Source organism: Paraburkholderia heleia NBRC 101817 (assembly GCF_000739775.1).
Classification (GTDB): Bacteria; Pseudomonadota; Gammaproteobacteria; order Burkholderiales; family Burkholderiaceae; genus Paraburkholderia; species Paraburkholderia heleia.
Genome location: NZ_BBJH01000030.1, coordinates 99,722 through 125,998, shown reverse-complemented (window position 1 = coordinate 125,998; position 26,277 = coordinate 99,722). Strand labels below are relative to the sequence as shown.

Here is a 26,277-nt window from a genome sequence, read left to right as displayed (position 1 = left end):
GTTTGATCCTCCTGCTGCATGAAGGGCGCGCCTACCAGCCCCATTTGCTCACGGCAAAGCCGCGGCCATTGAACGAGACTTTTTCCTTTGCCGCGACATTCGCCGGAATGCCCGGGAACGCAATGCCGCTCTGCGCTTCGAGGTCGCGCACCGGGCGCACGTCGTAGCGGTCGACAGCCGTGTTGTCCGCGACGATCGCGAACGCGAGCTGCTGCGAAGGCACGTACACGACCTTGAAGATCTGCGTCGGCACCAGCACGCGCGTCGCGCCGATCGTCTGGAGCTGCGCGCCCGTGAAGAGCGGGCCGGTCACGACATAGGCTTCGCCATACTTCGATGCGAGCTTGCGCACCGCGGTTTCGATATGGGCCCAAAGGCGCTGGTTGTTCTCGCGGTTCTGCGGAACGATGTTGGCAAGCGAAAACGATTCCGCCATGGCTTGCGCATTCCAGCGGTTGCCCGCCGGGCTCATGTGGCCACGGTCGAAGCCGCTGCGCTTGTAGTCGGCGAGCGTCGCGCCTTCGCCTTCGGGCAGGCGGTCGTCTTCGAAGAAGCGGTTAGTGCGCGTCATGTCCTTCGCGGCTTCGAGGTGGTCGCGCGTGAGATGCTCGGCGGACCACAGCGGCCCGTGTGTGACGCCCGAATGCAGCACGACAAAATCCGAATAGCAAAGCATGCGCGTTTTCGGCGCCATGCGCTGATTCGTGAGCGTCGGGAACTGGCCGTCTGGCACGAATTGCGAACAGGCCGGTGCGGCGATTGCATGGCTCGCGGCGGCGAGCAGCAGGGAGGCAACAAGCGAGGCAAACAGCTTCTTCATCGAAAGGACAGGCTGGACTGGGGTGGGATCAAGCGGGCTGAAAGTATAGCGGGCGCACGACGACGCGTGGAGGCGGGAGAAAAACGCGGCGCAAAAAAACGCGCGCCCGCGAGAGGGCGGGCGCAAGCGGGACGTGACGCACAAACAGATGCAATGAGCGCGGCGGCGTTGCGTTGCTGCGCGAGGCGCGAGGCGCGAGGCGCGAGGCGGCAAACGATGCCGCCTGCATTCAATCGATCAGATCATCAACAACGACTCAGCCTGCAAAAAGCGAATGCTCGGCGCGGACCATCTGGCGGTCCACAGCCTGGAGGCGCCATTGGCCTTCCATTGGCGAGTGCGAGGTTTCGCACGACCATGTTGCGTCGCCGTGTGCGGAACTGATTTCCTGGCGGCGGTTCACATGCAGGCCGCGCAGCGTGCACAGCGGCTCGTTTTCGAGCGGCGCGCACAGCGACGTGACACCATTCACGTCACGCAATTCACCCCATTCAGGCAGGTCGATCCCTTCGTGAGACTCGCGGGACCAGCGTTGCTGGTCGGTGTCGAGCCAGAGCACTGCATAGTCGTGATTGACGGTCGGATCGGAACCGTTGATCAGGATCGTAAGTCGCATGGCATCTCCGCAATATAGATCGGGCGCGTCGGCAATTTCAAAGTCTAGGACGAGTCCGCGCGCCCGCAAAGTGAAGAGTGCAGGACAGATCGCCGCGCGCACGGCGCGTGCCTGGACCGGCCACGTTCATGCCCACTTCTGCCCGCGTAAGCCCGGCTACGCTATCGGGGGGATTGAAAATCACAATTGGGAACGCAATCGCCACAACCTAGATTGATAGTGCGGCGAAGTCGCCCAGCCATGCTGCATCGCACGAAGGCGAATGGCGTCGCGTCCCCACATATCAGGTCGAACGATGGAGGCACAGATGGCACAGCTAAAGGGCTCGAAGACGGAACAGAATCTCAAGGATGCATTTGCCGGCGAATCACAGGCCAACCGCCGTTATCTGTATTTCGCAGCCAAGGCCGACGTAGAAGGACAAAACGATGTCGCGGCGCTGTTTCGCTCGACCGCCGAAGGCGAAACCGGCCACGCGCACGGCCACCTCGAATATCTGGAAGCGGTAGGCGACCCGGCAACCGGTCTGCCGTTCGGCACTTCGCGGCTGAATCTGCAGGCGGCAATTGCGGGCGAAACGCACGAATACACCGACATGTACCCCGGCATGGCCAAGGTCGCGCGCGAGGAAGGCTTCGACGAAATCGCGAACTGGTTCGAGACGCTCGCTAAGGCGGAGCGCAGCCACGCCAACCGCTATACGAAGGCGCTGGACGTGCTGGCGGACTGAGGCGGAGCAGGCCCGCGTGCCTGACGGCACGCACCCATGACGTGCGCGCATGTTGTTTCGCGTGCCGGGCAGGCACCGGCGCGCGTAGGCGCGCGCTCGCTCAAGCCGCGTATTTGGCTGATAAATAAAAGAAGGAGACGTCATGCCCCACAAGGAAGGCAGTCTCGAAGCGCCGACCCGCCATCCGCTCGACTGGCGCTCCGACGCTTTTTACGACCAGGCCCAGCTCGACACGGAACTCGCGCGCGTGTTCGACATCTGCGCGGGCTGCCGGCGCTGCGTCTCGCTCTGCGGCGCGTTTCCCACGCTGTTCGATCTCGTCGATGAAACCGATACCGGCGAAGCGCACGACGTCGACAAGGCCTCTTTCGACAAGGTCGTCGACCAATGCTACCTGTGCGATCTCTGTTACATGACGAAGTGCCCGTACGTTCCGCCGCATCCGTGGAACGTGGACTTTCCGCATTTGATGCTGCGCGCCAAGGCCGCTCACTACCGCAAGGGCGAAGTGAAGCTGCGCGACCGCGTGCTCTCGAATACCGACGCGCTCGGCCAGATCGCCGGCATTCCCGTCGTGACGCAAGCGGTCAACGCCATCAATCACACGAAGGCGATGCGCGGTGCGATGGAAGACATGCTGGGCGTCGACCGCAAGGCGTGGCTACCCGATTTCGCCACGCACAAGTTTCGTAACGTTGCCAAACGCGCGGCTTCGAGCGAAGTGCGCGACGGCGAACGCACGCCGGGCAAGGTCGCCATCTACGCGACCTGCTACGTGAACTTCAACGAGCCGGGCATCGGCCACGACCTGCTCGCGGTGCTCGACCACAACGGGATTCCCTACGAGCTGGTGAAGAGCGAATGGTGCTGCGGCATGCCGCTGCTGGAGCAGGGCAACCTGGAGGGCGTGGCGCACAAGCAGTCGCAGAACATGCCCATGCTCGCGCGTTACGCGCGTGAAGGGTATGCACTGATCGGCGCCGTGCCGAGTTGCGTGCTCATGTACAAGCACGAATTGCCGCTGATGTTCCCCGACGACGCCAACACGAAAGCCGTGAGCGACGCGTTCTGGGACCCGTTCGAGTATCTGGTGGCGCGTCATCGCGACGGCCTGCTCAAGACCGACTTCCGCTCGCCGCTCGGCAACGTGTCGTATCACGTGCCGTGCCATGCGCGCGTGCAGAACATCGGCCGCAAGACTTTCGACCTGCTTTCGCTCGTGCCCGAAACGAAAGTGACCGTGGTCGAGCGCTGTTCGGGCCACGCGGGCACCTTCGGCGTGAAGAAGGAATTCCATGCCATGTCGATGAAGATCGGCACGCCCGTGTTCAAGCAGATGGGGCAGGCAGAGCCAGGCCAGGCCGGGCCGAACTTCATTTCGTCCGACTGCCAGCTCGCGGGGCATCACATTGCGCAGGGTATCGAAGAGAACCAGCTGGGCGAGCCGCCGCTCGCTCACCCCATTACCTTGCTGCGCCGCGCCTATGGCATTTAGGTCCCGACGCCAGAGCGCAACATTCACGAGGCACGACTCATGACGATCGCGAGAAATTCGCTGTTGACGCTGGAAGCCTACGCCCGGGTGCGGGGCGACATGCGCAAACGCATCATCGAGCACAAGAAGCAGCGCGCGGTGTCGCTCGGCAATCACCTCACGTTCCTGTTCGAGGACGAGACCACGATCCGCTACCAGATCCAGGAGATGCTGCACATCGAAAAGATCTTCGACGAAGACGGCATTCAGGGCGAACTCGCGGCCTATCTGCCGCTCGTGCCCGACGGCGACAACCTGAAGGCGACCATGCAGCTCGAATACGAGAGCGAAGTCGAGCGGCGCGCGGCGCTTGCGCGCCTGATCGGCATAGAGGACAAGGTGTTCGTCCAGGTGGACGGCGAACCGCCCGTCTACGCGATCGCCGACGAGGACCTCGAACGCGAGAACGCCGAAAAGACCTCGGCCGTGCATTTCGTCCGGTTCGAACTCACGCCGCAGATGAAAACGCGCTTGCGCGAAGGCGCCGCGCTCGCGATTGGCTGCGATCATCCGAATTACCGTGTGCCGACGCAGACCATCGACGGCGAGGTGCGCGCCTCGTTGCTCGAGGATCTCGCCTGAGGCTGCGGCGCCTCACACGGCTCGTCAAACGTCCTTGCGGTACATGACGAAGCCGGGCTTCACGGCCACGTCGTCGTAAAGCCGCATGGCCGTGTGATTCGTCTCGTGCGTGTGCCAGTACACGCGCGACGAATTCGACGCCTTCGCGTGTGCGTACACCGCCTCGATCAGCGCGCGGCCCACGCCCTGGCCGCGCGAGTCTTCCACGGTGAAGAGATCCTGCAAATAGCAGATCGGCCCTTCCAGAATCGTGTTGCGGTGATAGATGAAGTGCACGAGGCCGAGCACGCGTTCGCCGCGCACGGCGATCAACGCGTGCATGGGCTCGTAGGCGTCGAAGAAGCGCGACCAGGTCGTGCGCGTGATGGGCTCCGGCAGTGCGGTGGCGTCGAAGCGGCCGTAAAAGCGGTTGTAGCCGTCCCAGAGCGGCAGCCATGCAGCGAAATCGTCGGGTGCGACGGCGCGGACCTGAAGCGTCGTGTCGGTCATGTGTTGTCTCCCTCTCCTCGTTGACGGGCCTGCCCGGACTCCCAAGCGTAAGCGGTTTGTGGCACCATTGTTAGTCCCACCGAAACCAAAAACAATGGAGCCACGGGTTTGGACTACGCGTTGATGATGGCGGCCTATGCGAAGCGTGCCGTGCGCAAGCTCACGCAGCAGGACCTGCTCTACGAAAGCCTGCGCCGCGCGATTCTCGACGGCGACATTGGCCGCGGCACGCGCCTCGCGTCGAGCCGCGCGCTCGCGGAGCAGCTCGGCATCGCGCGCAATTCGGTGCTCTATGCCTATGAGCGGCTCGTGGAAGAGGGCTTCGTCAGCGCGACGCGCCACGGTTCGGTCGTCAACGCGGTCAACGCCGGCGCGGCGGCAACGCCGGCACACCCCGCGCAGCGCGAAGAGCCCGCGCCCGCGCTTGCGCGCCGCGTGCGCGAACTGCCGCCGCGCCGCTCGGGCCGCGACGGTTCGAAGGCGCTGCGCCCAGGCGTGCCCGCGCTGGACGCGTTTCCCTACGCGCAATGGCGCGCGGCAGTCGAGCGCGCGCTGCGCGAGTTGCGCGCTCACGATCTCGGCTATGGCGACAGCGCGGGCATGCCCGCGCTGCGTCAGGCGATCGCGCAATACGTGCGCGTCTCGCGCGGCGTGCGCTGCCAGCCCGAGCAGGTGTTCGTCACGGACGGCACGCAGTCGAGCCTCGACCTGTGCGCGCGTTTGTTCGCAGATCATGGCGAACGCGCGTGGATCGAAAATCCGGGCTATCTCGGCGCGCGCGTGGCGTGTGCGGCCGCGGGGCTGCAACTCGTGCCGATGAGCGTGGATGCGGCGGGCATGGCGGCGCGCCCCGAGGACTGGCGCGAGCGGCCGCCGCGACTCGTTTATCTCACGCCGTCGCATCAGTATCCGCTGGGCTGCGTGCTGAGCCTCGAGCGGCGGCTCGCGCTGATCGAGCAGGCGCGCGCCTGCGGCGCGTGGATTGTCGAGGACGACTACGACAGCGAGTTGCGCCACGACGGTCCGCCGCTGCCGTCGATCCAGGGCCTCGCCGACGACGCGCCGGTGATCTATCTCGGCACCTTCAGCAAGACGCTGTTTCCGGCGCTGCGCATCGGCTTCATGATCGTGCCGCAGCGTGTGGCGGCGCAGTTCGCGCAGGCGCATCACACGCTCGTGCGCCAGGGGCGCGTGGCGGAACAGCTGGCGCTCGCGGAATTCATCGAAAGCGGGCGCTACGCGCGCCATTTGCGGCGCATGCGCAAGCTCTACGAGGAGCGCCGCGACGGCCTCGTCGCCGCCATCGATAAACACCTCGCCGGCGTGATGACGGTGTCGGCGGACGCGGGCGGCATGCATTTGAGCGTGCGCCTCGACGCGCCGCTCTCCGACGCCGATGTGAGCGAAGCCGCGCGCGCACATGGCCTGCATCTCTCGCCCTTGAGCGCGTACTGTGTCGATGGCGTCGATGCCCCCGACGCCACACGCTACAACGGCTTCCTGCTCGGCTATGCGGAAACGCCGCCGCAGGTTGCCGACACGCTCATGCAAACGCTCGCACGCATCGTGCGCGAGCGCCTGTCAGCGGCTGCGTCGCTTACTGATGGCCCGCGATCACATGCGGCAGATACGGTGCTTCGAGCGTCTTGATCTCTTCATCGGAGAGCTTGAGCGAGAGCGCTGCAACGGCATCTTCGAGATGCTGCGGTTTCGAGGCGCCGATGATCGGCGACGTGATGCCGGGCTTGTGCAGCAGCCACGCGAGCGCGACCTGTGCGCGCGAGACATTGTGCGCGCGCGCAATGGTTGCGACCGCATCGATGATGGCCTTGTCCGCATCGGCGCCGTAGAGCGTCTCGCCGAACTTGTCGGTGGCCGCGCGTTCGCTCGTTTCGTTCCAGTCGCGCGTGAGGCGGCCGCGCGCGAGCGGGCTCCACGGCATCACGGCAATGCCCTGATCGGCGCACAGCGGCAGCATTTCACGCTCTTCCTCGCGATAGAGCAGGTTCACGTGGTCCTGCATGCTGATGAACTCCGTCCAGCCGTTCTGGCGCGAAGTGTAGAGCGCCTTGCTGAACTGCCATGCGTACATGGACGAAGCGCCGATATAGCGCGCCTTGCCGGCCTTCACGACATCGTGCAGCGCTTCGAGCGTTTCTTCGATGGGCGTGTTGTAGTCCCAGCGATGGATCTGATAGAGATCGACGTAATCCGTGCCGAGCCGTTTGAGGCTATGGTCGATCTCCGTAAGGATGGCCTTGCGCGACAGCCCCTGGCCGTTCGGGCCGGGCCGCATGCGGTTGTACACCTTCGTGGCGAGCACGATGTCGTCGCGCTTGACGAAGTCGCGCAGCGCGCGCCCGACGATCTCCTCCGAAGTGCCGTCCGAGTAGGTGTTCGCGGTGTCGAAGAAGTTGATGCCGGCGTCGAGTGCCTGGCGGATGAGCGGGCGGCTGGCGTCCTCGCCGAGCGTCCACGGGTGCGTGCCGCGCTCGGGCACGCCGTAGGTCATGCAACCGAGACAAAGACGCGAAACCTGCAGCCCTGTCGAGCCGAAATTGACGTAATCCATTGCGGGTGCTCCTTGCGAAGAGGCGATTTCAGGCAGAGGAAGTGCGTGCGCCGCGCGAGGGCGGCGGACTTTCGCAAGGGTATAACAGGCTGCAAGAACGTGCAGCGCGGGCCGCGTCAGAACATTTCCATCACGCGGTGATAGAGCATGCCGACTTCGAGCGCGGGCCGCCGCCAGGCGGGGCCGCCGGGGAAGCGCGCGTGCCGCAGCCGCGCGAACAGATCGAACGAGGCACGCTCGCCGACGATGGCCTGCGCAACGAGACGTCCCGCCATGCCCGTGAGCGCGACACCGTGCCCCGAAAAGCCTTGCACATAGTAATAATTCGGGTCGATCGCGCCGAAGTCGGGTGCGCGGTTGCGCGTGACATCGACAAAGCCGCCCCATGCGTATTCCACGCGCGTGCCGGCGAGTTGCGGGAACGTGTCGCTCATGCGCGTTTGCATGGCCGCTGTCAGGCGCTCGGGCGCGGCGCCTGTCGAATCGGCGCGGCCGCCGAACAGCATGCGGTCGTCCGCCGAGACGCGGAAATAGTCGAGAAAGAAGTTGTTGTCGCACACGGCAGAACGTTGCGCGATCAACGAGTCGGCCAGCTCGCGGCCCAGCGGCTCGGTCGCGATGATGTACGAGGCGATGGGCGCGATGCGCGCGGCCACGCTGCCGGGCAGCACGCCGCCCGGCGCCGCGTTGCAGCACGACACCACGAAGCGGCAACGCACTTCGCCGCGCGCCGTTTTGACGACGGGCCGTGCACCGCGTACGACTTCGCGCGCACGCGTATGCGCGAAGAGCTGCGCGCCTTCGCGGCGCGCGGCGGCGGCGAGACCCAGACAGTACTTGAGCGGATGCAGATGCCCGGAAACCGGATCGTAGACGCCCGCGATATAGCGCTGCGACGCCACGCGTGCGCGCGTGGCGTCGGTGTCGAGCCATTCGAGCCGATCGTAACCCCATCGCGTGCGCGCCCCATCCATCCATGCGCGCAGATCGGGTACGCGCTTCGCTTTCGTTGCAACGGTCAGATAACCCGGCGTGAAGTCGCAATCGATGCCAAAACGCGCAATGCGCTCGCGCACGAGGTTCACCCCCTCGATGGAGAGCGCCCACGCCGCGCGTATGCCCTGCGCGCCGAGCTGCTTTTCGAGCACTTCGTCTTTCGCGAAGCCCACGAGCGTCTGCCCGCCGTTGCGGCCCGAGGCGCCCCAGCCGGGCCGATGGGCGTCGAGCACCACGACCGAAAGGCCGCGTGCGCGGCACTCCAGCGCGACCGAGAGCCCGGCGAAGCCCGCGCCGATCACGCACACGTCCGCCTCGAGCGTGCCTTCGAGCACGGGGTCGTCGTCGGCGGGGCGCGTGGCGGTGGCTTCGTAGTACGAGTGGCGGGCGAGGGCGTCCGCCTGGGCGTCGAGGTCGAGTGTTATCAAAGCAGGTCCTTCATTCGATACCACGCCATCGCGAGCACGAGGGCAGGGGTTCGCAGTGTAGCGCCGCCTGGGAAATCGCGGTGACGGATCTTGCCGAACAGGTCGAAGCGCGCGGCCTGGCCGTGAATGGCTTCGGCGATCAGCGTGCCAGCGAGTCCCGTGACGTTCACGCCGTGGCCGGAAAAGCCCTGCGCGAAATAGACTGTCGGCGAGAGGCGGCCGAAGTGCGGCGCGCGGTTCATCGTGATGTCCACGTAGCCGCCCCACGCGTATTCGACCTTCACATCGGCGAGTTGCGGAAACGTCTTTAGCATGTCGCGGCGCATGGCTTCGCCCAGATTGGGCGGCGCGAAGGTGGAATAGCTCACCTTGCCGCCCCAGAGCAGGCGCGTGTCCGGGGCGGGACGGAAGTAGTCGAGCACGAAGCGGCTGTCGCAGACGGCGGCCTGGGCGGGCATCAGCGCATTCATGCGTTCGGCGCCGAGCTTTTCGGTGGCGATCACATAGGTGCCCACGGGCATGATCTTGCGCGAGAGCGCCGGTGCAAGATCGCCCAGGTACGTATTGCAGGCGAGCACGACGAATTTCGCGCGCACGTTGCCGCGCGCGGTTTCGACCACATGCGCGCCGTCCTCTTCGCGCAGCCGCGTGACGGGGCTGTTTTCGTATACGCGCACGCCGGCTTCGACCGCCGCGCGCGCGAGCCCGAGCGTGTAGTTCAGCGGGTGCAGGTGCCCGCTATCAGGGTCGTAGAGGCCGCCGGGATAGCGCGACGACGCCACGTAGCGGCCCACATCGTCGCCGTCCACGTACTGGAAGCGGTCGTAGCCGAAGCGCCGCGCCGCCTCGTCGCGCCAGCGCTTGAGCGCCTCCACGTCGCGCGCCTTGTTCGCGGCGGTGAAATAGCCCGCCGTGAGCGCGCAGTCGATGTTGTGCTGCCTGACGCGCCGCTTCACGATGTCGAGCGTTTCCAGCCCCATGTCCCAGATCTGCCGGACCTCGGCTTCGGGCATGAACTGCGCGAACGTGTCGATATCGCAGGCAAAACCGCCAATCAACTGCCCGCCGTTTCTCCCGCTTGCGGCCCACCCCACTCGCGAGGCTTCCACGAGCGCGACGCGGTGGCCGCGTTCGGCGAGGTTCAACGCGGCCGAAACCCCTGTAAGGCCTGCGCCGACCACGCAGACATCGGCATCGAGCGCGCCTTCGAGCGCCGGATGCGCGGTGGTGTCGTTGGCGGTGGCCGCGTACCAGGACGGGGCATGAGGCTGATTGGCGAATTTGAGCATGGCGAAAGCGAATCGGGAAACGGCGGGCGGCAGCACGAGGCCGGCGCCCGCCGCGACTTCATCAGAACGAGTAGATGAACTGCGCGCCCAGCAAGTCGTTGCTCTTGCTGTACGAGCCGTCGCTGTTCAGGAACACGCGCTGCGTGGCCCAGTCGTGGCGATATTCCACCTTCACCTGGATCTGCTGGGTCGGGTAGAACAGCAGGTCGAGCGCGACGTCCTGGCGTGTCGCGCCCTTGCACTCGAAGCCGAAGCCGCCACCGGCCTTCGAGTTTGCCAGGCAGTCCGCACCGATGCCGAAACCGTTGTACGGGTCCATGCCGTTCGAGTTGAGCACGATGCCGCCACCACCGCCGCCGTTCTTGCCGTTCGCGAGCAGGTCGTAGCGCGCCGTCACGCCCATGCGGCCCACCACCGGCGCATTGAACTTGCGGTGCGCGAGCAGCGAGAAGCCGTACCACTGCGCGTTGCCGCCGTTGAACGCCGCGCGCTGCTGCTGGCCGTAATCGACTTCGGCGTTGTACTGGATGTCCGCGAGCGTGTAGGTCGCGTCCATTTCGCCGAAGAAGAAGTAGCCGCCCGAGCTCGATGCCTGGCCACCCACGCCGTACACGGCCTGGCCCGTCGTCGAATCGAAGGCGCTCGGCAGCGTCTGGCGGCCGATGTTGAACGAGCCGCCGATGTCGAGTGCGCTCGACCACGTGTAATCCGCGCGCGCCGTGAAGGTCGGGATCCGGTTGCTCGTGGTGATCGGGTCGCCCAGCGCGTTCTGGCCCGTCTGCACGACCGCGCCATTGGTGCGGTACTGCTCGTTGCCGACCATGAACTTGAACGCCCATTTGCTGCCGTCCGGCGTGTAGTTCCAGCCAATGCCCACATAGCTGCCCGGATCGGAGAAGTCGTAGAGCAGGTTATGCGTGAGCGTGAGCATCTGGTTCGACTGCTGCACCTCGTAGCCGCCGAAGCTCGGCATGAGACCGGCGACGAACGTGCCAGTGGAAGTCACCGGTATGGTCACGACAGCCGTATTCAGGATGTTGTTGCCGATCTCGCCATGCTCGTTCTGCAGCAGCGTGATGCCGTTGCCGCGGTTGGGCATGAGCGTGATTTCGGCCGAAGGCGCCATCGGGCCCACGCCAAAGGTCTTCTTGATGTCGAGATAGACGTCGCCGAACGTGCTGTTGAAGTAGTTATACGCACCCGTATGGTTCGCGAACAGGAAAGACGAAGTGCCCGGCGCGCGGTTGTAGATATATGTCGGGTCGATATAGCCGGTGATCGACAGGCCCGCGAGCGGACCGGTGTTGGCGGCGTCGGTGAGCGAATCGACCTTGAGCTGCTGGCTCGCGATCTGCTGCTTCATCGCATCGACCTGGTCGTTGGTCAGGTTCGCGGGCGCTTTGCCGTAATCGGGCGAGCTGATGTCCACGACCGGCGCGGCGGCGGTGGCCGGCACGACCGGCGCTGCCGCTGCCGTCTTCGCCGGGGTCTTCGATTGCGCCAGTTCGGTCTTGAGCGATTTCACCTCTTTTTGCAGGGCGTTCAGCTGCGCCTGCAGGGCCTTGATCTGTTCGCTGGTCGAGTCCGCTAGCGCGAGCCCTGGCAGCGCCCCGGCCACCAGCAGACAGATTAACTTCTTCTTCATCGAAATTCTCCTTGTTGGTCGTTATTGCAGTCGGTTCGGGTTCGGGGTGGGGCGGCTCACGCTGCCCCTTCCTGCATGGCAATCCTCATCAGGCGGCGCGACGGCCGATCGGCGCACCCACCGCGCCGGCGGGCGCGGCTGGCGTAATGGCTTCGGCGGCATCGGGCTGGACGAAGGCGAGCTGCATGTCGCGCATGCGCTTCTTCTCGCGTGCGCTCATCAGATAGTTCACGGCGATCACGCCGATCGTCACCGCGCTGATGAAGAGCGTGGCGAGCGCGTTCATCTCCGGGTTCAGACCGAGGCGCACGCGCGAGAACACGACGAGCGGCAAGGTGGTCGAGCCCGGTCCGGAAAGGAACGCGGAAAGCACGAGGTCGTCGATCGAAAGCGTGAACGAGAGCAGCCAGCCCGAGAGCAGCGCCTGCGAGATGAGCGGCAGCGTGATGACGAAGAACACCTTGAGCGGCGTGGCGCCCAGATCGAGCGCGGCTTCCTCGAGCGACCTGTTCATCTCCTTCACACGCGACTGCACGATGATCGCGACATACGACACGCACAGCATCACGTGGCCGATCCAGATCGTCACGATGCCGCGGCCCCTGGGCCAACCGAGCATCTGTTCGAGCGCGACGAAGAGCAGCAGCAGCGAGATGCCCTGAATGACCTCGGGAATCACGAGGGGTGCGTTGATCATGCCCGTGTAGAGCGTGAAGCCGCGAAACCGCCCCATGCGCGCGAGCACGAAGCCGGCCCACGTGCCGATCACAACCGAGGCGAATGCGGTCATGAGGCCGATCTTCAGCGAGAGCCATGCGGCGCTCAGCAACTCTTCGTCCTGCAGCAGCGCCGAATACCACTTGAGCGAGAAGCCGGACCACACCGTGACCAGCTTCGACTCGTTGAACGAGTAGACCACGAGGCTGATGATCGGGATATAGAGGAACAGGAAACCGAGCGTGAGAACCCCGGTGGAGAGCGTACGATTGGGCTTGATCATTTGCTTTCCTCCAGTTCCTTGACCTGGTAGTACTGAAAGATCGCCATGGGCACGAGCAGCAGCAGCACCATCGCCACGGTGACGGCGGAGGCCATCGGCCAGTCCATGTTGTTGAAGAACTCGTCCCACATCACGCGGCCGATCATGAGCGTGTCGGCGCCGCCAAGCAGTTCGGGAATCACGTACTCGCCCACCGCGGGAATGAACACGAGCAGGCTGCCCGCGATGATTCCGTTCTTCGAAAGCGGCAGGGTGATCTGCGTGAAGGCCACCCACGGTTTGGCGCCCAGATCGTAGGCGGCTTCGAGCAGCGTGAGGTCCATCTTCACGAGGTGTGCGTAGAGCGGCATCACCATGAAGGGCAGGTACGAATAGACCATGCCGATATAGACGCCCGCGTCGCTGTGATAGAGCCTCAGCGGCGAATGGATCAGGCCGAGGGCAATGAGCGCGTGATTGAGCAGGCCGTCGTCCTTGAGAATGCCGATCCACGCGTAGACGCGGATCAGGAACGACGTCCAGAACGGCAGCATCACGCCCATCATGAGCAGGTTGCGCGTGGCCGGGTTCGAGCGCGCGATGTAATAGGCGATCGGGTAGCCGATCAGCAGGCAAAAGATCGTCGAGACCGCCGCCATCTTCAGCGAGCTGAGATAGGTGGCGATGTAGAGGCTGTCCTGCAGCAGGAACGCGTAGTGTCCGAGCTGCAGCGCGAAGTGCACCATGCCGTCCTTCATCTCGACCAGGTTCGAGTAGGGCGGAATGCCCATTACCTGGTCGGCGAAGCTGATCTTCAGTACGAGCACGAAGGGCAGCGCGAAGAACAGCGTGAGCCAGATGAACGGCACGCCGATCACGGCGGTGCGCCCCGACGGCACGAAGCGCGAGAACAGGCGCGCGAGCGCGCCGCGGCGCGCATCTGCGGCTGCGCGGCCGGATTGCGGCGTGGTATGAAGAGTGGTACTCATGATTGGGGCCTCCTTACTGCGTGAGCACGACGCCGCTGGCCGGCGACCAGGACACGTAGACATCGTCGTTCCAGGCGGGCGCGCCCTCGCTCATCAGGTGCGAGCTGGAGAGGTTCGAGACGACCACCTTGCCGCCCGGCAGACGCACGTGATAAAGCGAATAGCTGCCCATGTAGGCGACGTCCGTGACCACGCCGCGCGCCCAGTTGTGCGGGGTGCCCGGCTTCTCGCGCGTCACGCGCACGCGCTCCGGCCGCACCGAAATGCCCACGGGCATGCCGAGAGGCCCGGTCACGCCATGGCTCACGTACATGCGCGTTTCGAGGTCTTCGCTTTCCACGAAGATGTGATCGGGCTCGTCCTCGACGACCTTGCCTTCGAACAGGTTGGTCGAGCCGATGAACTCGGCCGAGAAGCGGCTATTGGGGAATTCGTAGACTTCGCCGGGCGAGCCGATCTGCACGATGTGGCCCTCGCTCATCACGGCGAGGCGGTTGGCCATGGTCATCGCCTCTTCCTGATCGTGCGTGACCATCACACAGGTGACATCGACTTTCTCGATGATGTTCACGAGTTCGAGCTGGGTCTTCTGGCGGATCTTCTTGTCGAGCGCCGACATCGGCTCGTCGAGCAGCAGGAGCTTGGGGCGCTTCACGAGCGAGCGCGCAAGCGCCACGCGTTGCTGCTGGCCGCCGGAAAGCTGATGGGGTTTGCGCTTTGCATAGCGGCCCATCTGCACGAGGTTGAGCGCGTCGGCCACACGCTCGCGGATTTCGTTCTTCGGCACGCCTTCCTGCTTGAGGCCGAACGCCACGTTCGACTCCACGCTCATGTGCGGGAAGAGCGCATACGACTGGAACATCATGTTGACGGGGCGGCGGTACGGCGGCAGCGACGCGAGGTCTTCGCCGTCGACGAAGATGCGGCCCGACGTGGCCGTTTCGAGGCCCGCGAGCATGCGCAGCAGGGTGGACTTGCCGCAGCCCGAACTGCCGAGCAGCGCAAAAAGCTCGTTCTTGGCGATGTTCAGGCTCACGTTGTCCACGGCGGTGCTGTCGCCGAACTTCTTGACGACGTTTTCGATACGCACGAACGCATCGTTCCTTGGCGGGGTCGCGGTGGCGCGCGCAGCTTCTGGGGCGTTGACTTTGGACGTCGAATTCATGATCTGACCTTGGTTCCTTTCTGATCGCAGCACACGTTTTTCAGGCGCGAGCCGGCCCGCACGGGGCGCTGGCGCGACTCGCGATTCGTACTGCGAACGGAGCTCGGGAAAGGCTCGCGCGCGTCGTCAAAAAAGGGGGGCGGCGCTGCGCGGCCTGACTACGGAATTGCGCACTTCAGGCGGAGAGGGGTCGAGCGATCCCTCTTCCGCGTCGTCTCCTTCTTGTTTCCTTCAGGGGGAATCAGCGTGTCAGTGGCCGGTCTTCAACTGGGCCCACAGACGGTTCTCGAGGCGCAGGATGTCAGCCGGCATCGGCTTCATCAGCGTCATCTTCTTGAGCACGTCTTCCGGCGGGTACACCGTCGCGTCCTGCGCAACTGACGGCGTGACGAACTGGCGTGCGGCCTTGTTCGCCGTCGGATAGAACACTTCGTTGGTGATTTGCGCGTTGACCTTCGGATCGGAGATGTAGTTGATCCACTTCATTGCGTTTTCGGGGTGCGGTGCATCCTTGGGCACGACCATCACGTCGAACCACAGCAGGCCGCCTTCCTTCACGTTCGAGAACTTGATGTCGTATGAACGCTTGGCTTCCTCGGCACGACGGTGCGCGATGCCGACGTCGCCCGACCATGCCACGGCGACGCAGATATCGTTGTTGACGAGGTCGTTGATATAGCCCGACGAGTTGAACTGGGTGATGTACGGGCGGACCTTCTTCAGCACTTCGAATGCGGCCTGATAGTCCCCGGGGTTCGTGCTGTTGGGGTCCTTGTGCATGTATTGCAGCGTTGCGGCGAACACGTCCACGGCCTGGTCGAGGAACGACACGCCGCAGCCCTTGAGCTTCGAGAGATTTTGCGGATCGAACACGAGCGCCCAGCTATCCACGGGCGCGTTCGGTCCGAGCGCCTTTTCGACCGCCTGCTTGTTGTAGCCGATGCCGTCGGTGCCGAACGCCCAGGGCACGCCGTACTGATTGCCCGGATCGGCGTCGGCGATCATGTGCATGAGCACGGGATCGAGGTTCGCGAGGTTGGGAATCTTCGACTTGTCGAGCTTCTGATAGACGCCGGCCTGAATCTGCTTGGCCATGTAGTTCGACGTGGGCACGACGATGTCGTAGCCCGAGCTGCCGGCCAGCAGCTTGGCCTGCAGCGTGTCGTCGCTATCGTAGTTGTCGTACTTGACCTTGATGCCGGCTTCCTTTTCGAAGTTCGGGATCGTGTCTTTCGCAATGTAGTCGGACCAGTTATAGACGTTCAAATCGCCGTCGGCCGCGTGCGCAGGCTGGCTCGGAATGGCCGTGAGGCCTGCACACGCTGCGAGGGCCGCGATCGCGACCGCATGACGAAGATGACTCACACTCATGTTGCTTTCCCCTGAAGATGAAGATCGGCGGGAGGCCCAGCACCCCGTTGCGCCGCCCGCCGTGGACAAGTCGCGTTAAGAAAGACCCAGTTGTTGCGCAGTTGCGTCGATGGCCTGCTTCGCCTTCGACACGATTTCATTGATCTCGCCGCGCGTGACCACGAGCGGCGGCGAGAGCAGCATGCGGTCGCCCGTGGCGCGCATGATGAGGTTGCCGTTGAAGCAGAAGTCGCGGCAGAGCGTGCCCACGTCGCCGCCATTGGCGAAGCGTTTGCGCGCCCTCGGATTTTCCGCGAGCTGCAGGCCTGCCACGAGACCCGCGCCCGAGATCTCGCCGATGATCGGATGATTGGCGAAGGTCTCACGCAGGCGTTGCTGGAAGTACGGGCCGGTGTCGTTCTTCACGCGCGTGACGATGCCTTCGTCGCGCAGCAGCTTGAGATTCGCCACGGCCACGGCGGCGGCGACCGGATGCCCCGAGTAAGTCAGGCCGTGATTGAACTCGCCGTTCTCGATGAGCGCCTTCGCAATGCGGTCGTGAATGCCCACTGCGCCCATCGGCACATAGCCGCTCGTGAGGCCCTTGGCCATCGTGATGAGGTCGGGCTCGAAGCCGAAGTGCTGATGCGCGAACCATTCGCCGGTGCGGCCAAAGCCGCCTATCACTTCGTCGGCGCAAAGCAGGATGTCGTACTTGCGGCAAATGCGCTGAATTTCCGGCCAGTAGGTCGAAGGCGGGAAGATCACGCCGCCAGCGCCCTGGAACGGCTCGCCGATAAAGGCGGCCACGTTCTCCGCGTCCACTTCGAGAATCTTCGCTTCGAGCTGCTGCGCCCGCGCAAGGCCGAATTCCTCGGGCGACAGGTTGCCTTGCGCTTCGCCGTAGAAGTACGGCTGGTCGATGTGCACGATGTTCTCGACCTTCGAGGGCATCTGCTCGTGCATGTAGCCCATGCCGCCCAGCGTGCCGCCCGCGATCGTCGACCCGTGATACGCGTTCCGGCGCGAGATGACGATCTTCTTCGAGGGCTTGCCTTGCGTGAGCCAGTATTGATGCACGATGCGCAGCACCGTGTCGTTGCCCTCGGAGCCGCTGTTGCAATAGAAGAAGTGGTTGAACGGCTCGGGGGAAAGCTGGGCGAGCAGCGCCGACAATTCGATGACCGGCGGGTGCGTGGTCTTGAAGAACGTGTTGTAGAACGGCAGTTCCAGCATTTGCTCGTAGGCGGCGTCGGCCAGTTCCCTGCGGCCGTAACCCACGTTCACACACCAAAGCCCGGCCATGCCGTCGATGATCTGGTTGCCTTCCGAGTCCCACAGGTACACGCCTTTCGCCTTCACGATCACGCGGCTACCCGCCTTGTTGAGCGAGCCCATGTCCGAAAACGGGTGAATGTGATGCGCGGCGTCCAGCGCGCGATACTCGCTCGTCGAGCGCGTCGTTCGGCTGGATTGCGCGCGTAGCGTCGTCGGCACTTCCTGCAGCGCGCTGGCGGGGGCGTCGATTCGATAGCTCATTGCTGTGTCTCCTTTCGTTTACACGTGCAGCAGCAGGTGCTTGCGTTCCCACGAGCTGATCACGCGGAAATACGCTTCGTATTCGGTTTCCTTGAGCGCGAGGTAGGCGCGCACGAACTTCTCGCCGAGAATGCCCATGAGCGGTTCGCTCGCGCTCATCAACGTGAGGCCTTCTTCCAGGTTGCGCGGCAACTGGTAAGGCAGCGAATAGCCGTCGCTCACGAGCGGTTCCGTGGGCTTGAGGTGCTGTGTCATGCCCAGATAGCCGGCCGCAAGCGTTGCGGCGATCGCGAGGTACGGATTGGTGTCCACGCCCGGAATGCGGTTTTCCACACGGCGCGCGGCTGGCGACGAGTACGGCACGCGAAAGCCCACGGTCCGGTTGTCGTAGCCCCACGCCACGTTGATCGGCGCGGCCATGAAGCGCGAAAGCCGGCGATACGAGTTGATGTACGGCGCGAAGATCGGCATCAGCGCGGGCGTGTACTTCTGCTGTCCGGCGATATATGCGTAGAACATGTCCGTTGGTTTGCCGTCCGAGCCCGTGAAGAGGTTCTGACCGCTTTCCGCCGAGACGAGGCTCTGGTGAACGTGCATGGCCGAACCCGGTTCGTTCTCCATGGGTTTCGCCATGAAGGTGGCGTACATGTGGTGGCGCAGCGCCGCTTCACGCACCGTGCGCTTGAAGAGGAACACACGGTCGGCGAGATTGAGCGGATCGCCGTGCAGGAAGTTGATTTCCATCTGCGCCGCGCCCACCTCGTGAATGAGCGTATCGACTTCGAGGTCCTGAATATCGCAGTACTCGTAGATGTCTTCGAACAGCGGATCGAACTCGTTCACCGCTTCGATCGAATACGCCTGGCGGCCCGTTTCCGGACGGCCTGTGCGGCCGATGGGCGGCGTGAGCGGAATGTCCGGGTCCTTGTTCATGTCGACGAGATAGAACTCCAGCTCTGGCGCAATGACGGGCTTCCAGCCCTTCGCCTCGTAGAGTTCGAGCACGCGGCGCAGCACGCGGCGCGGCGAGATTTCGACGGGCGAGCCGTCGAAATGCACGCAGTCGTGGATCACCTGGGCGGTGGGATCGACGGCCCACGGAATGATGCGGATCGTCGAGGGGTCGGGCACGCACACCATGTCGGGATCGGTGACGCCGGTGAGGCTGCCGTCTTCGGGGTAATCGCCCGTCACGGTCTGGATCATCACGGCTTGCGGCAAGCGCATCGATTCACCCGATTCGAACTTGCTGCGCGGGATGATCTTGCCGCGCGCAATGCCCGCCATGTCGGGGATGATCGCTTCGATTTCGGTGATGTGATGCTTTTTCAGGAATTCGTCGATTTCATGCATGATCGTTCTCTCTGTTCTGTATGGGCCGGCTTCAGGCGTGGGCGGCGCGCGGCGCATGCGCCACGTCGTGTCCGGCCCCGCCTGGTATTCGGGCCAGCATGCGGTTGCGGCAGGCTTCGCCGAACGTGCGGAAGATCGCGGTCGACAGCGCGTCGTCCGCGTACTTCCATTCGGGGTGCCACTGCACGCCGAGCGCGAAGCCCGCTGCGTTCGCGACGCTCACGGCTTCGATGAGGCCGTCGGGTGCGAATGCCTCGGCCACGAGGCCCGCTCCCAGCCGTTCGATGCCCTGGCCGTGCAGCGAATTCACGCGTGCTTCGCGCGCGCCGCCTGCAAGCTGCTGCAGCATGCCGCCTTCCACGAGCTTCAATGCGTGCGCCGGACCGTATTGCGTGTCGAGCGGATCGTCCTTGTTCTCGCGATGGTCGTCATAGCGTGCAACGTTGTGCACCTGCTGATGCAGCGTGCCGCCGAACGCCACGTTCATCTCCTGGAAGCCGCGGCAGATGGCGAGCACCGGCACGCCTGCCTCGATCGCGACGCGCATGAGCGGCAGCGTGGTGGCGTCGCGGGCGGGGTCGTGCAGCGTGCCGGCCGCGCTCGCCGGGCCCGCGTAACGGTGCGGTTCGACGTTCGAATAGCTGCCCGTGAATAGCAGTCCGTCCACGGCTTCGAGAATGTCGGCCGCAGCCTGCCGCTCGCCGAGGGCGGGCAGCACGAATGCGAGCGCGCCTGCTCCATCCACAGTCGCGGCGATGTACTTCTCGCCGGCAACATGTGACGCGTGCGGTCCCATCATCGTGCGGTCGGCGGTAACGCCAACTACTGGTCTGATTCGCATGACTAATGATTCGCTTGCTTGCCCGTGCGTGATGTGTCAAAGCTACGGGCGTGACATGACCTTGCAGCCTTGCGGGACGCAAAACTACAAACCCTGTGTGCTCCGCGCGAGCGGCGCTAACGGATGGCGCTGCGCGTGGAGATCATGTAGGCGGTTCGTTTCTTGCCGTTGTGGGGCGCGACGGTGTTCAGGCGTGCGCAGCCACACCGCGAAGGCGTGATGAGACGCTTCGCGAACCAGCAATGGCGAAGAAAGCGAACGGCGCAGAAAGGAGAGGCGCTACGGCAGAAGCGACGCGACTTCGTCCGTATGGACGGCAATGAAGGCGCGTGCGGAGACCGAGTTGTGACGCCGAACGGAGCGGCGGGAAAGGATCGTGAAGACGGACAGGAACAGGCGAGAGGCAAGCCTGCCGCTACTGCCGTCGGCGATGGCGGTGCAGTCATTGCGAAGACACCTCGCATGACTACGATCCCACCTCACCAGAGGGCCACGGACTCTCACGATAACACTCGACTGGTTGCGTTGAAAAAGACGTCTGGTTCAAGCATGCGAGATCGTCAATTTGAGCAAGGCATTAAACATTGAACGACATCGATGTATTGCTTTCCAGACTCGGCCAACTCGCTATGTTTCTCGCATAAAACGCTGTTTTTGCGCTGCAGCGTGGCAGAAACGATGCTGTGTTCGACCTGTAGTTCAGCATATACGAGTCAAAAAGGGCGTCAATTATTTTTTCAAGTTTTTGATGTCAGCACTTTCCCCGACACCCCTGTGAAATCGCTCGCTGTGCAAAATATCGGCTCCTGTACTTATATTTCGAATCACTTACAGGGGTTTGTACTGACGCAAAATAAAGCAAACTGATTAGAATATTCAACACATCCACCGCGCCCTCTACGCGCAGTCATCCTGTCAACGGTCCTTCATCGTGCCCGAGTCTGCCTCTGTGTCATCCGAAGTCGCCACGCGCCTGCGCCATGTCCGCAAACGCTATGGTTTGTCGCAGCGCGAACTCGCCAAGCGAGCGGGCGTGACCAATGGCGCGATCTCGCTGATCGAGCAAAGTCGCGTCAGTCCCTCTGTGGGTTCGCTCAAGAAGCTGCTCGAATGCATACCGATGAGCCTCGCTGAATTCTTCACCTTCGACCTGACCGAAGGGACAGAAGTCGTGTCGCGGCGCGGCGAAATGCCGAACCTCGGCAATGCGTCGATCGAGTTCTATCTGGCCGGCGCGAACGTGAAAGATCGCAACATGGGGATCATGCGCGAGGTCTATCAGCCGCTTGCCGATACCGGCCCTGAAATGCTGGTGCACGCCGGGCACGAAGGCGGCGTGGTGGTCGCCGGACAGCTCGAGCTGACCGTGGATGGCACGACCTGGCTGCTCGACCCCGGAGACAGCTACTATTTCGAAAGCCGCTTCCCGCACCGGTTTCGCAATCCCAGCGCGAACGAAGTTTGTGAAGTGGTGTCGGCCAATTCGCCGCCCACCTTCTGACTCCCTGATCGCGCGAACCCGTTTCACCTGACGCCGCGTAGCGGCGTGCAAGGTGGATCGCAAATCATTGAGGCATCCTGATGGAAAAGAAAACTTTTACTTATTGGCAGGACAAGGCCGCGACGCTTTCGATCGAAGGCCGCGCATTCATCGACGGCGCGTATCGCGACGCGTATTCGGGCCGCACGTTCGATTGCGTGAGCCCGATCGACGGCCGCGTGCTCGCGAGCGTGGCCGATTGTGGCGCAGCCGATGTCGACGCCGCGGTCGGCGCCGCTCGCCGCGCATTCGACGAAGGCGTGTGGGCCGGCCTGAATCCGCGTGCGCGCAAGGCCGTTCTGCTGCGCTGGGCTGCGCTCATGCGCGAGCATCTCGACGAACTCGCGCTGCTCGAAACACTCGACGCAGGCAAGCCCATTGGCGACACGACGAGCGTGGACGTGCCGGGCGCGGCATATTGCGTGCAATGGTTCGCGGAAGCCATCGACAAGGTGGGCGGCGAAGTCGTGCCCGCCGATCATCATCTCGTGGGCCTCGTCACGCGCGAGCCGATTGGCGTGGTCGCCGCCGTCGTGCCGTGGAACTTCCCGATCCTGATGGCCTCGTGGAAGTTCGGGCCTGCGCTCGCGGCGGGCAACAGCGTCGTGCTCAAGCCTTCCGAGAAGTCGCCGCTCACGGCTATTCGCGTGGCGCAGCTCGCGCACGAGGCCGGCATTCCGGCCGGCGTGTTCAACGTGCTGCCCGGCGGCGGGGAACCTGGCAAACTGCTCGGCCTGCATCGCGACGTGGACTGCATTGCGTTCACAGGCTCGACGAACGTGGGCAAGCAGATCATGCAGTACGCGGGCCAGTCGAACCTCAAGCGCGTGTGGCTGGAGCTTGGCGGCAAGTCGCCCAATATCGTGCTGCACGATTGCCCGGATCTCGACCGTGCGGCGAGTGCGGCGGCGAGCGCGATCTTCTACAACATGGGCGAAATGTGTACGGCCGGTTCGCGCCTGCTCGTGCATCACGAGATCAAGGACGTATTCCTCGCAAAGCTCGTCGAGGCCGCGAAGGCCTATAAGCCTGGCAATCCTCTTGATCCGGAGGCGTCGATGGGCGCGATCATCGACAAGATTCAGCTGGAGCGGGTGCTGAGCTATATCGAAGCCGGCCGCAGGGACTCGAAGCTGCTGACAGGCGGCGAACGCGTGAATGCGGAGAGTGGCGGCTTCTACGTGGAGCCCACGGTGTTCGATACGCATCACGACACGAAGATCGCACGCGAGGAAATCTTCGGGCCGGTGCTTTCGGTCATCACGTTCAGTACGATCGACGAAGCGGTGCGCATTGCCAACGACAGTGACTACGGGCTCGCGGCGGCCGTCTGGACCGCGAACCTCACGCACGCCCACGAAATTTCGCGCAGGCTGCGTGCGGGGACGGTGTGGGTGAACTGCTACGACGAAGGCGGCGACATGAACTTCCCGTTCGGCGGCTTCAAGGAATCCGGCAACGGCCGCGACAAGTCGCTGCACGCGCTCGAAAAGTACACGGAACTCAAGTCCACGCTCGTGCGGCTGCGATAACGCGAATAACGCGAGTTACCGCGCCGGGCTAACGCTCCACCAGCGCGCCGAGATTGGCGCGCATCCGCTGAAGCATCGCGCTGAACTGCTCGGCTTCTTCAGGCGTGAAGCCCGCCAGGGCTTCCGCCTGGACTTCGTCGCCCACGCGGCGCGCGCCCGTGAGCACGCCTTCCGCCCTGGGCGTGAGGCTCACCAGCCATTCGCGGCGGTCCTCCGGGTTGGGCGTGCGCACGACCCAGCCGCCTTCTTCCATACGCTCGAGCAGCCGCCCGGCGGAAATCGGCGCCACTTCCAGCAGTTCGGCGAGGCGCGCCTGGTTCATGTCGCCGTAGTGTGCGAGGTACGCGATCATGCGGCACTGCGCGCGCGTGAGTTCGAGCGACGACTTCGCACGCTCGTCGTAACGTTTGCCATAGAGCCGGCCCACGTCGACGACCAGGAAGCCAAAACGCTTTTCGAGGTCGGTAGTCATCGCGCGATTATACGGGCGTGCGGCTCGCGCCTTCACACGCGTGTCCTCGCCCTGGCAATACCGATTGCGCCGGCAGGCGCGAGTCGTATAATAAGCAGGCTTATTAATTCGACGCGCTCCGCCCCCTAATCAAGCCAGCCGCAAGACAACCGCACGATGACCGCAGTCATGCAGGACGGCTCCGCCGCGCAGCGTCGGGCGGAGTCGGGCAAGGAAGCCCCGCTCAATCGTGGCATGATCACGCTCTCGATCATGCTCGCCACGCTGATGCAGACGCTCGACAGCACGATCGCCAATGTGGCGCTGCCGCACATGCAGGGCACGCTGTCTGCGTCCCAGGACGAGATCACCTGGGTGCTCACCTCGTATATCGTCGCGGCCGCCATTGCCACGCCGCTCACGGGCTGGCTCGCCGACCGCTTCGGCGTGAAGCGCCTCCTTGGCGTGGCGATTGCCGGCTTCACCGTCGCCTCGGCGCTATGCGGGCTTTCCGAAACGCTCGGCGAGATCGTCGCGTCGCGGCTGTTGCAGGGCGTGTTCGGCGCGTCGCTCGTGCCGCTCTCGCAGTCCATTCTTCTCGACATCAATCCGCGCGAGCGTCAGGGGCAAGCCATGGCGGTCTGGGGCATGGGCGTGATGGTCGGACCCGTGCTCGGGCCGACGCTGGGCGGCTGGCTCACGGATAGCTACAACTGGCGCTGGGTGTTCTTCATCAACGTGCCGGTGGGCCTGTTTGCGTTCTTCGGCGTCTCGACTTTCATGCCTGCGCGCGTGCCCGGCCGCACGCAGCGCTTCGACGTATTCGGTTTCGCCACACTCGCGCTCGCCATTGGCGCCCTGCAGGCCTTGCTCGACCGCGGCGAGCAGCTCGACTGGTTCGGCTCGCTGGAGATCCGCATCGAAGCGCTGGTGGCGGTCATTGCCTTCGCGTTCTTCGTCGCGCATACGGCCACCTCGGGGCCCGGCACGTTCTTTCGCTACCAGCTGCTCAAGGACCGCAACTTCGCGACCGGCACGCTCTTCATCTTCGTGATCGGCGCGGTGCTCTACGCCACGCGCGCGCTGCTGCCGCCCATGCTGCAGAACCTCATGGGCTATCCGGTCGCCACCACGGGGCTCGTCACGGCGCCGAGCGGCGCGGGCACGATGGTCGCCATGCTGATAGCAGGGCGCATACTGAAACGCGTGGATGCGCGCGTCATTCTGCTGTTCGGCTTCGTGGTCTCCGCGTACGCGCTCTGGCAGATGATGCAGTACACGCTCGTACTCTCGCCCTCGGATATCGTGTGGCCCGGCGTGGTGCAGGGATTTGGCCTCGGTTTCGTGTTCGTGCCGCTTTCCGCGCTGACGTTCTCGACGCTCACGCCGCAGCTGCGCGCAGACGGTACGGCCACCTATAGCCTCATGCGCAACATCGGCAGCAGTATCGGCATTTCGATCGTGCAGACCTTCGTCACGCGCGGCACGCAGATCGCGCATGCGGACCTCGCCGCGAACGTGACCCCGTTCAATCCTGCGGTTCAGCAGATGCTCGAAAGCGGTTCGCGGTACGATCTCGCCGTGCTCAACCAGTCGATCACGCAGCAGGCGCAGATGATCGCGTACCTGAACGACTTCAAGATGATGTTCGTGGCTACGCTGCTCGTGATTCCGCTGCTCTTCCTGATCCGCACCGGCCCGGGCGCCGCCGCCGTCGATGCGGGTCACGCGGCGATGGATTAGCGCAACGGTCCGTCTTCCGTTTCACCCTGGCGCGCGGCACGTCCGCGCGCTTTGCATTCACGAATCCCGATGCTTGCTGCCGTTTCTATTCTCCTGCCGGTTTTCGGCCTCATTTTCGCGGGCTTCGCCTGCCGCCGCACGAATGTCCTCGGCCCTGCCGCGGCGTCCGAGCTGAACCGCTTCGTCGTGTGGCTCGCGCTTCCCGCGCTGCTCTTCGATATCCTTGCGCACGCAACGTGGCGCGAGCTTTATCAGCCGGCGTTCGTCGCCGCATTCGGTCTTGCCGGTCTCACCGTGTTCGTCGCCGTGGTGGGCGCGCGCGTGTTCCTCGGCCGCCCGCTCGCGGATGCAAGCATCGACGGGCTTGCCGCCGCGTATCCGAATACCGGCTACGTGGGCTTCCCGCTGTGCATGATCGCGTTCGGGCCGTCGAGCCTCACGCCCACGACCATCGCGACGATCCTCGTGGTCTGCGTGCTGTTCGCCATCGCCATCGTGCTGATCGAAACGGGGCTGCAAAGCGAGCGGCGTCCGCACCGGCTCGCCATCAAGGTCGTGCGCTCGCTCCTGCGCAATCCGCTGCTGGTTGCACCGGCGCTGGGGGCGGTCGTTTCGGCCGCGCACGTCACCCTGCCCGCCAGCGCGGAAACCTTCCTGAAGCTGCTGGGCGGCGCGGCGAGCCCGTGCGCGCTCGTCAGCCTCGGACTCTTTCTCGCCGAACGACGCGCGAGCGGCGAGGCGCCGCGTGAGTCGTCGTGGTGGCTCACGCTCTGCAAGCTCGTCGCGCAGCCGCTGCTCACGTGGTGGCTGGCCGGTCGCGTATTCGGGCTGCCTGGCCCGCTCGTGGAAATCGCGGTGTTACTCGCGGCGCTGCCCACGGGCACCGGCCCGTTCATGCTCGCCGAGTACTATCGGCGCGAGGCCCACGTGACTTCGCGCACCATTTTGCACTCGACACTCGGTTCGCTCGTTACGCTCACGCTGATCCTGCTGCATCTGCACCACCGCTGAAAGCCGGCGAGGCACGATGCCTGCCCGCATGAAAGCCACTGCGATTCAGGGGCGGGCCACGCGCACGACGAGGCCGCCTCTCT

Annotated in this window: 24 protein-coding genes; 8 read left to right on the top strand and 16 right to left on the bottom strand. The window is 64.2% G+C overall.

What is annotated here, in order from left to right; genetic code table 11:
- Positions 1–31 precede the first annotated feature (31 nt).
- Entirely contained in the window at positions 32–820 is a 789-nt protein-coding gene (locus BHE01S_RS24125) for a DNA/RNA non-specific endonuclease (RefSeq protein ID WP_042268535.1), read from the bottom strand.
- Between the two features lie 256 nt (positions 821–1,076).
- Positions 1,077–1,436, bottom strand: coding sequence for a DUF3564 domain-containing protein (locus tag BHE01S_RS24115; RefSeq protein ID WP_042268533.1), 360 nt, complete (start codon positions 1,434–1,436; stop codon positions 1,077–1,079).
- Between the two features lie 307 nt (positions 1,437–1,743).
- Here BHE01S_RS24115 and BHE01S_RS24110 point away from each other — a divergent pair, with 307 nt between their 5' ends.
- The 3 genes from BHE01S_RS24110 to BHE01S_RS24100 all read left to right on the top strand — a co-directional run bounded on the left by BHE01S_RS24110 (position 1,744) and on the right by BHE01S_RS24100 (position 4,282).
- Positions 1,744–2,166 carry a rubrerythrin family protein gene (locus BHE01S_RS24110; protein ID WP_042268570.1) on the top strand — a complete coding sequence of 141 codons (423 nt, stop codon included), beginning with the start codon at positions 1,744–1,746 and terminating at the stop codon, positions 2,164–2,166.
- 142 nt (positions 2,167–2,308) lie between these two features.
- Positions 2,309–3,661, top strand: a complete 1,353-nt coding sequence (locus tag BHE01S_RS24105) for a heterodisulfide reductase-related iron-sulfur binding cluster (RefSeq protein WP_042268531.1) — start codon at positions 2,309–2,311, stop codon at positions 3,659–3,661.
- Between the two features lie 39 nt (positions 3,662–3,700).
- Entirely contained in the window at positions 3,701–4,282 is a 582-nt protein-coding gene (locus tag BHE01S_RS24100) for a DUF3501 family protein (RefSeq protein WP_042268529.1), read from the top strand.
- Between the two features lie 24 nt (positions 4,283–4,306).
- Here the strand turns inward: BHE01S_RS24100 and BHE01S_RS24095 are convergent, their stop codons facing one another.
- Entirely contained in the window at positions 4,307–4,771 is a 465-nt protein-coding gene (locus tag BHE01S_RS24095) for a GNAT family N-acetyltransferase (protein ID WP_042268527.1), read from the bottom strand.
- Between the two features lie 108 nt (positions 4,772–4,879).
- Here BHE01S_RS24095 and pdxR point away from each other — a divergent pair, with 108 nt between their 5' ends.
- Positions 4,880–6,421: a MocR-like pyridoxine biosynthesis transcription factor PdxR gene (pdxR, locus tag BHE01S_RS24090; RefSeq protein WP_042268525.1), complete on the top strand. Its 1,542-nt coding sequence runs from the start codon at positions 4,880–4,882 to the stop codon at positions 6,419–6,421.
- On the opposite strand, the gene BHE01S_RS24085 is transcribed toward pdxR, so the two are convergent.
- From BHE01S_RS24085 to BHE01S_RS39240, 12 genes are all read right to left on the bottom strand, one after another.
- Entirely contained in the window at positions 6,369–7,343 is a 975-nt protein-coding gene (locus BHE01S_RS24085) for an aldo/keto reductase (RefSeq protein WP_042268523.1), read from the bottom strand. The two genes, pdxR and BHE01S_RS24085, sit on opposite strands and share 53 nt — an antisense overlap.
- Positions 7,344–7,459: 116 nt before the next feature.
- Positions 7,460–8,764, bottom strand: coding sequence for an NAD(P)/FAD-dependent oxidoreductase (locus tag BHE01S_RS24080; protein WP_042268569.1), 1,305 nt, complete (start codon positions 8,762–8,764; stop codon positions 7,460–7,462).
- Positions 8,764–10,056 (bottom strand): NAD(P)/FAD-dependent oxidoreductase, encoded by a 1,293-nt coding sequence (locus tag BHE01S_RS24075; RefSeq protein WP_042268520.1) that lies wholly within the window; start codon positions 10,054–10,056, stop codon positions 8,764–8,766. Before BHE01S_RS24075 ends, BHE01S_RS24080 begins: the two co-directional genes overlap by 1 nt.
- A gap of 61 nt (positions 10,057–10,117) precedes the next feature.
- Positions 10,118–11,701, bottom strand: coding sequence for a DUF3138 family protein (locus BHE01S_RS24070; protein WP_042268518.1), 1,584 nt, complete (start codon positions 11,699–11,701; stop codon positions 10,118–10,120).
- Between the two features lie 88 nt (positions 11,702–11,789).
- Positions 11,790–12,701 (bottom strand): ABC transporter permease subunit, encoded by a 912-nt coding sequence (locus BHE01S_RS24065; RefSeq protein ID WP_042268517.1) that lies wholly within the window; start codon positions 12,699–12,701, stop codon positions 11,790–11,792.
- Entirely contained in the window at positions 12,698–13,669 is a 972-nt protein-coding gene (locus BHE01S_RS24060; RefSeq protein WP_042268514.1) for an ABC transporter permease subunit, read from the bottom strand. Before BHE01S_RS24060 ends, BHE01S_RS24065 begins: the two co-directional genes overlap by 4 nt.
- 13 nt (positions 13,670–13,682) lie before the next feature.
- A complete protein-coding gene (locus BHE01S_RS24055; protein WP_042268512.1) occupies positions 13,683–14,834 on the bottom strand; it encodes an ABC transporter ATP-binding protein in 1,152 nt (383 codons plus the stop codon).
- Positions 14,835–15,083: 249 nt separating this feature from the next.
- A complete protein-coding gene (locus BHE01S_RS24050; RefSeq protein ID WP_042268510.1) occupies positions 15,084–16,205 on the bottom strand; it encodes a polyamine ABC transporter substrate-binding protein in 1,122 nt (373 codons plus the stop codon).
- A 75-nt stretch (positions 16,206–16,280) separates the two neighbouring features.
- Positions 16,281–17,723 carry an aspartate aminotransferase family protein gene (locus BHE01S_RS24045; RefSeq protein WP_042268508.1) on the bottom strand — a complete coding sequence of 481 codons (1,443 nt, stop codon included), beginning with the start codon at positions 17,721–17,723 and terminating at the stop codon, positions 16,281–16,283.
- Positions 17,724–17,741: 18 nt separating this feature from the next.
- Positions 17,742–19,076: a glutamine synthetase family protein gene (locus tag BHE01S_RS24040; protein ID WP_042268568.1), complete on the bottom strand. Its 1,335-nt coding sequence runs from the start codon at positions 19,074–19,076 to the stop codon at positions 17,742–17,744.
- A gap of 31 nt (positions 19,077–19,107) precedes the next feature.
- The gene (locus BHE01S_RS24035; protein ID WP_042268506.1) at positions 19,108–19,917 is read right to left on the bottom strand and encodes a gamma-glutamyl-gamma-aminobutyrate hydrolase family protein; all 810 of its coding nucleotides are present in this window, start codon (positions 19,915–19,917) and stop codon (positions 19,108–19,110) included.
- Between the two features lie 279 nt (positions 19,918–20,196).
- A complete protein-coding gene (locus BHE01S_RS39240; RefSeq protein WP_245639843.1) occupies positions 20,197–20,421 on the bottom strand; it encodes a hypothetical protein in 225 nt (74 codons plus the stop codon).
- Between the two features lie 445 nt (positions 20,422–20,866).
- On the opposite strand from BHE01S_RS39240, the gene BHE01S_RS24030 reads away from it, so the two are divergent.
- Both BHE01S_RS24030 and BHE01S_RS24025 read left to right on the top strand, forming a co-directional pair.
- Positions 20,867–21,418: a cupin domain-containing protein gene (locus BHE01S_RS24030; protein ID WP_042268504.1), complete on the top strand. Its 552-nt coding sequence runs from the start codon at positions 20,867–20,869 to the stop codon at positions 21,416–21,418.
- An 80-nt stretch (positions 21,419–21,498) separates the two neighbouring features.
- Complete coding sequence (locus BHE01S_RS24025; protein WP_042268500.1) at positions 21,499–22,989, top strand: aldehyde dehydrogenase; 1,491 nt, start codon at positions 21,499–21,501, stop codon at positions 22,987–22,989.
- Positions 22,990–23,017: 28 nt separating this feature from the next.
- Here the strand turns inward: BHE01S_RS24025 and BHE01S_RS24020 are convergent, their stop codons facing one another.
- On the bottom strand, positions 23,018–23,461 hold the full coding sequence (locus BHE01S_RS24020; protein WP_042268499.1) for a MarR family winged helix-turn-helix transcriptional regulator: 444 nt from the start codon (positions 23,459–23,461) through the stop codon (positions 23,018–23,020).
- 234 nt (positions 23,462–23,695) lie between these two features.
- Between BHE01S_RS24020 and BHE01S_RS24015 the strand changes: the two genes are divergently transcribed.
- Positions 23,696–25,183 carry a DHA2 family efflux MFS transporter permease subunit gene (locus BHE01S_RS24015; RefSeq protein WP_174479528.1) on the top strand — a complete coding sequence of 496 codons (1,488 nt, stop codon included), beginning with the start codon at positions 23,696–23,698 and terminating at the stop codon, positions 25,181–25,183.
- A 69-nt stretch (positions 25,184–25,252) separates the two neighbouring features.
- The gene (locus tag BHE01S_RS24010) at positions 25,253–26,194 is read left to right on the top strand and encodes an AEC family transporter (RefSeq protein ID WP_042268496.1); all 942 of its coding nucleotides are present in this window, start codon (positions 25,253–25,255) and stop codon (positions 26,192–26,194) included.
- The last annotated feature ends 83 nt before the right edge of the window (positions 26,195–26,277 follow it).

Excerpts from the sequence above, each read along its gene's own strand:
- BHE01S_RS24085 (WP_042268523.1), bottom strand. The coding sequence starts at position 7,343 with ATGGATTACGTCAATTTCGGCTCGACAGGGCTGCAGGTTTCGCGTCTT.
- BHE01S_RS24115 (WP_042268533.1), bottom strand. The coding sequence starts at position 1,436 with ATGCGACTTACGATCCTGATCAACGGTTCCGATCCGACCGTCAATCAC.
- BHE01S_RS24110 (WP_042268570.1), top strand. The coding sequence starts at position 1,744 with ATGGCACAGCTAAAGGGCTCGAAGACGGAACAGAATCTCAAGGATGCA.
- BHE01S_RS24095 (WP_042268527.1), bottom strand. The coding sequence starts at position 4,771 with ATGACCGACACGACGCTTCAGGTCCGCGCCGTCGCACCCGACGATTTC.
- BHE01S_RS24020 (WP_042268499.1), bottom strand. The coding sequence starts at position 23,461 with ATGACTACCGACCTCGAAAAGCGTTTTGGCTTCCTGGTCGTCGACGTG.
- BHE01S_RS24105 (WP_042268531.1), top strand. The coding sequence starts at position 2,309 with ATGCCCCACAAGGAAGGCAGTCTCGAAGCGCCGACCCGCCATCCGCTC.
- BHE01S_RS24010 (WP_042268496.1), top strand. The coding sequence starts at position 25,253 with ATGCTTGCTGCCGTTTCTATTCTCCTGCCGGTTTTCGGCCTCATTTTC.
- BHE01S_RS24050 (WP_042268510.1), bottom strand. The coding sequence starts at position 16,205 with ATGAGTGTGAGTCATCTTCGTCATGCGGTCGCGATCGCGGCCCTCGCA.
- BHE01S_RS24070 (WP_042268518.1), bottom strand. The coding sequence starts at position 11,701 with ATGAAGAAGAAGTTAATCTGTCTGCTGGTGGCCGGGGCGCTGCCAGGG.
- BHE01S_RS24065 (WP_042268517.1), bottom strand. The coding sequence starts at position 12,701 with ATGATCAAGCCCAATCGTACGCTCTCCACCGGGGTTCTCACGCTCGGT.
- BHE01S_RS24015 (WP_174479528.1), top strand. The coding sequence starts at position 23,696 with ATGATCACGCTCTCGATCATGCTCGCCACGCTGATGCAGACGCTCGAC.
- BHE01S_RS24100 (WP_042268529.1), top strand. The coding sequence starts at position 3,701 with ATGACGATCGCGAGAAATTCGCTGTTGACGCTGGAAGCCTACGCCCGG.
- BHE01S_RS24025 (WP_042268500.1), top strand. The coding sequence starts at position 21,499 with ATGGAAAAGAAAACTTTTACTTATTGGCAGGACAAGGCCGCGACGCTT.
- BHE01S_RS24040 (WP_042268568.1), bottom strand. The coding sequence starts at position 19,076 with ATGCATGAAATCGACGAATTCCTGAAAAAGCATCACATCACCGAAATC.
- BHE01S_RS24055 (WP_042268512.1), bottom strand. The coding sequence starts at position 14,834 with ATGAATTCGACGTCCAAAGTCAACGCCCCAGAAGCTGCGCGCGCCACC.
- BHE01S_RS24060 (WP_042268514.1), bottom strand. The coding sequence starts at position 13,669 with ATGAGTACCACTCTTCATACCACGCCGCAATCCGGCCGCGCAGCCGCA.
- BHE01S_RS24075 (WP_042268520.1), bottom strand. The coding sequence starts at position 10,056 with ATGCTCAAATTCGCCAATCAGCCTCATGCCCCGTCCTGGTACGCGGCC.
- BHE01S_RS24045 (WP_042268508.1), bottom strand. The coding sequence starts at position 17,723 with ATGAGCTATCGAATCGACGCCCCCGCCAGCGCGCTGCAGGAAGTGCCG.
- BHE01S_RS24125 (WP_042268535.1), bottom strand. The coding sequence starts at position 820 with ATGAAGAAGCTGTTTGCCTCGCTTGTTGCCTCCCTGCTGCTCGCCGCC.
- BHE01S_RS24035 (WP_042268506.1), bottom strand. The coding sequence starts at position 19,917 with ATGCGAATCAGACCAGTAGTTGGCGTTACCGCCGACCGCACGATGATG.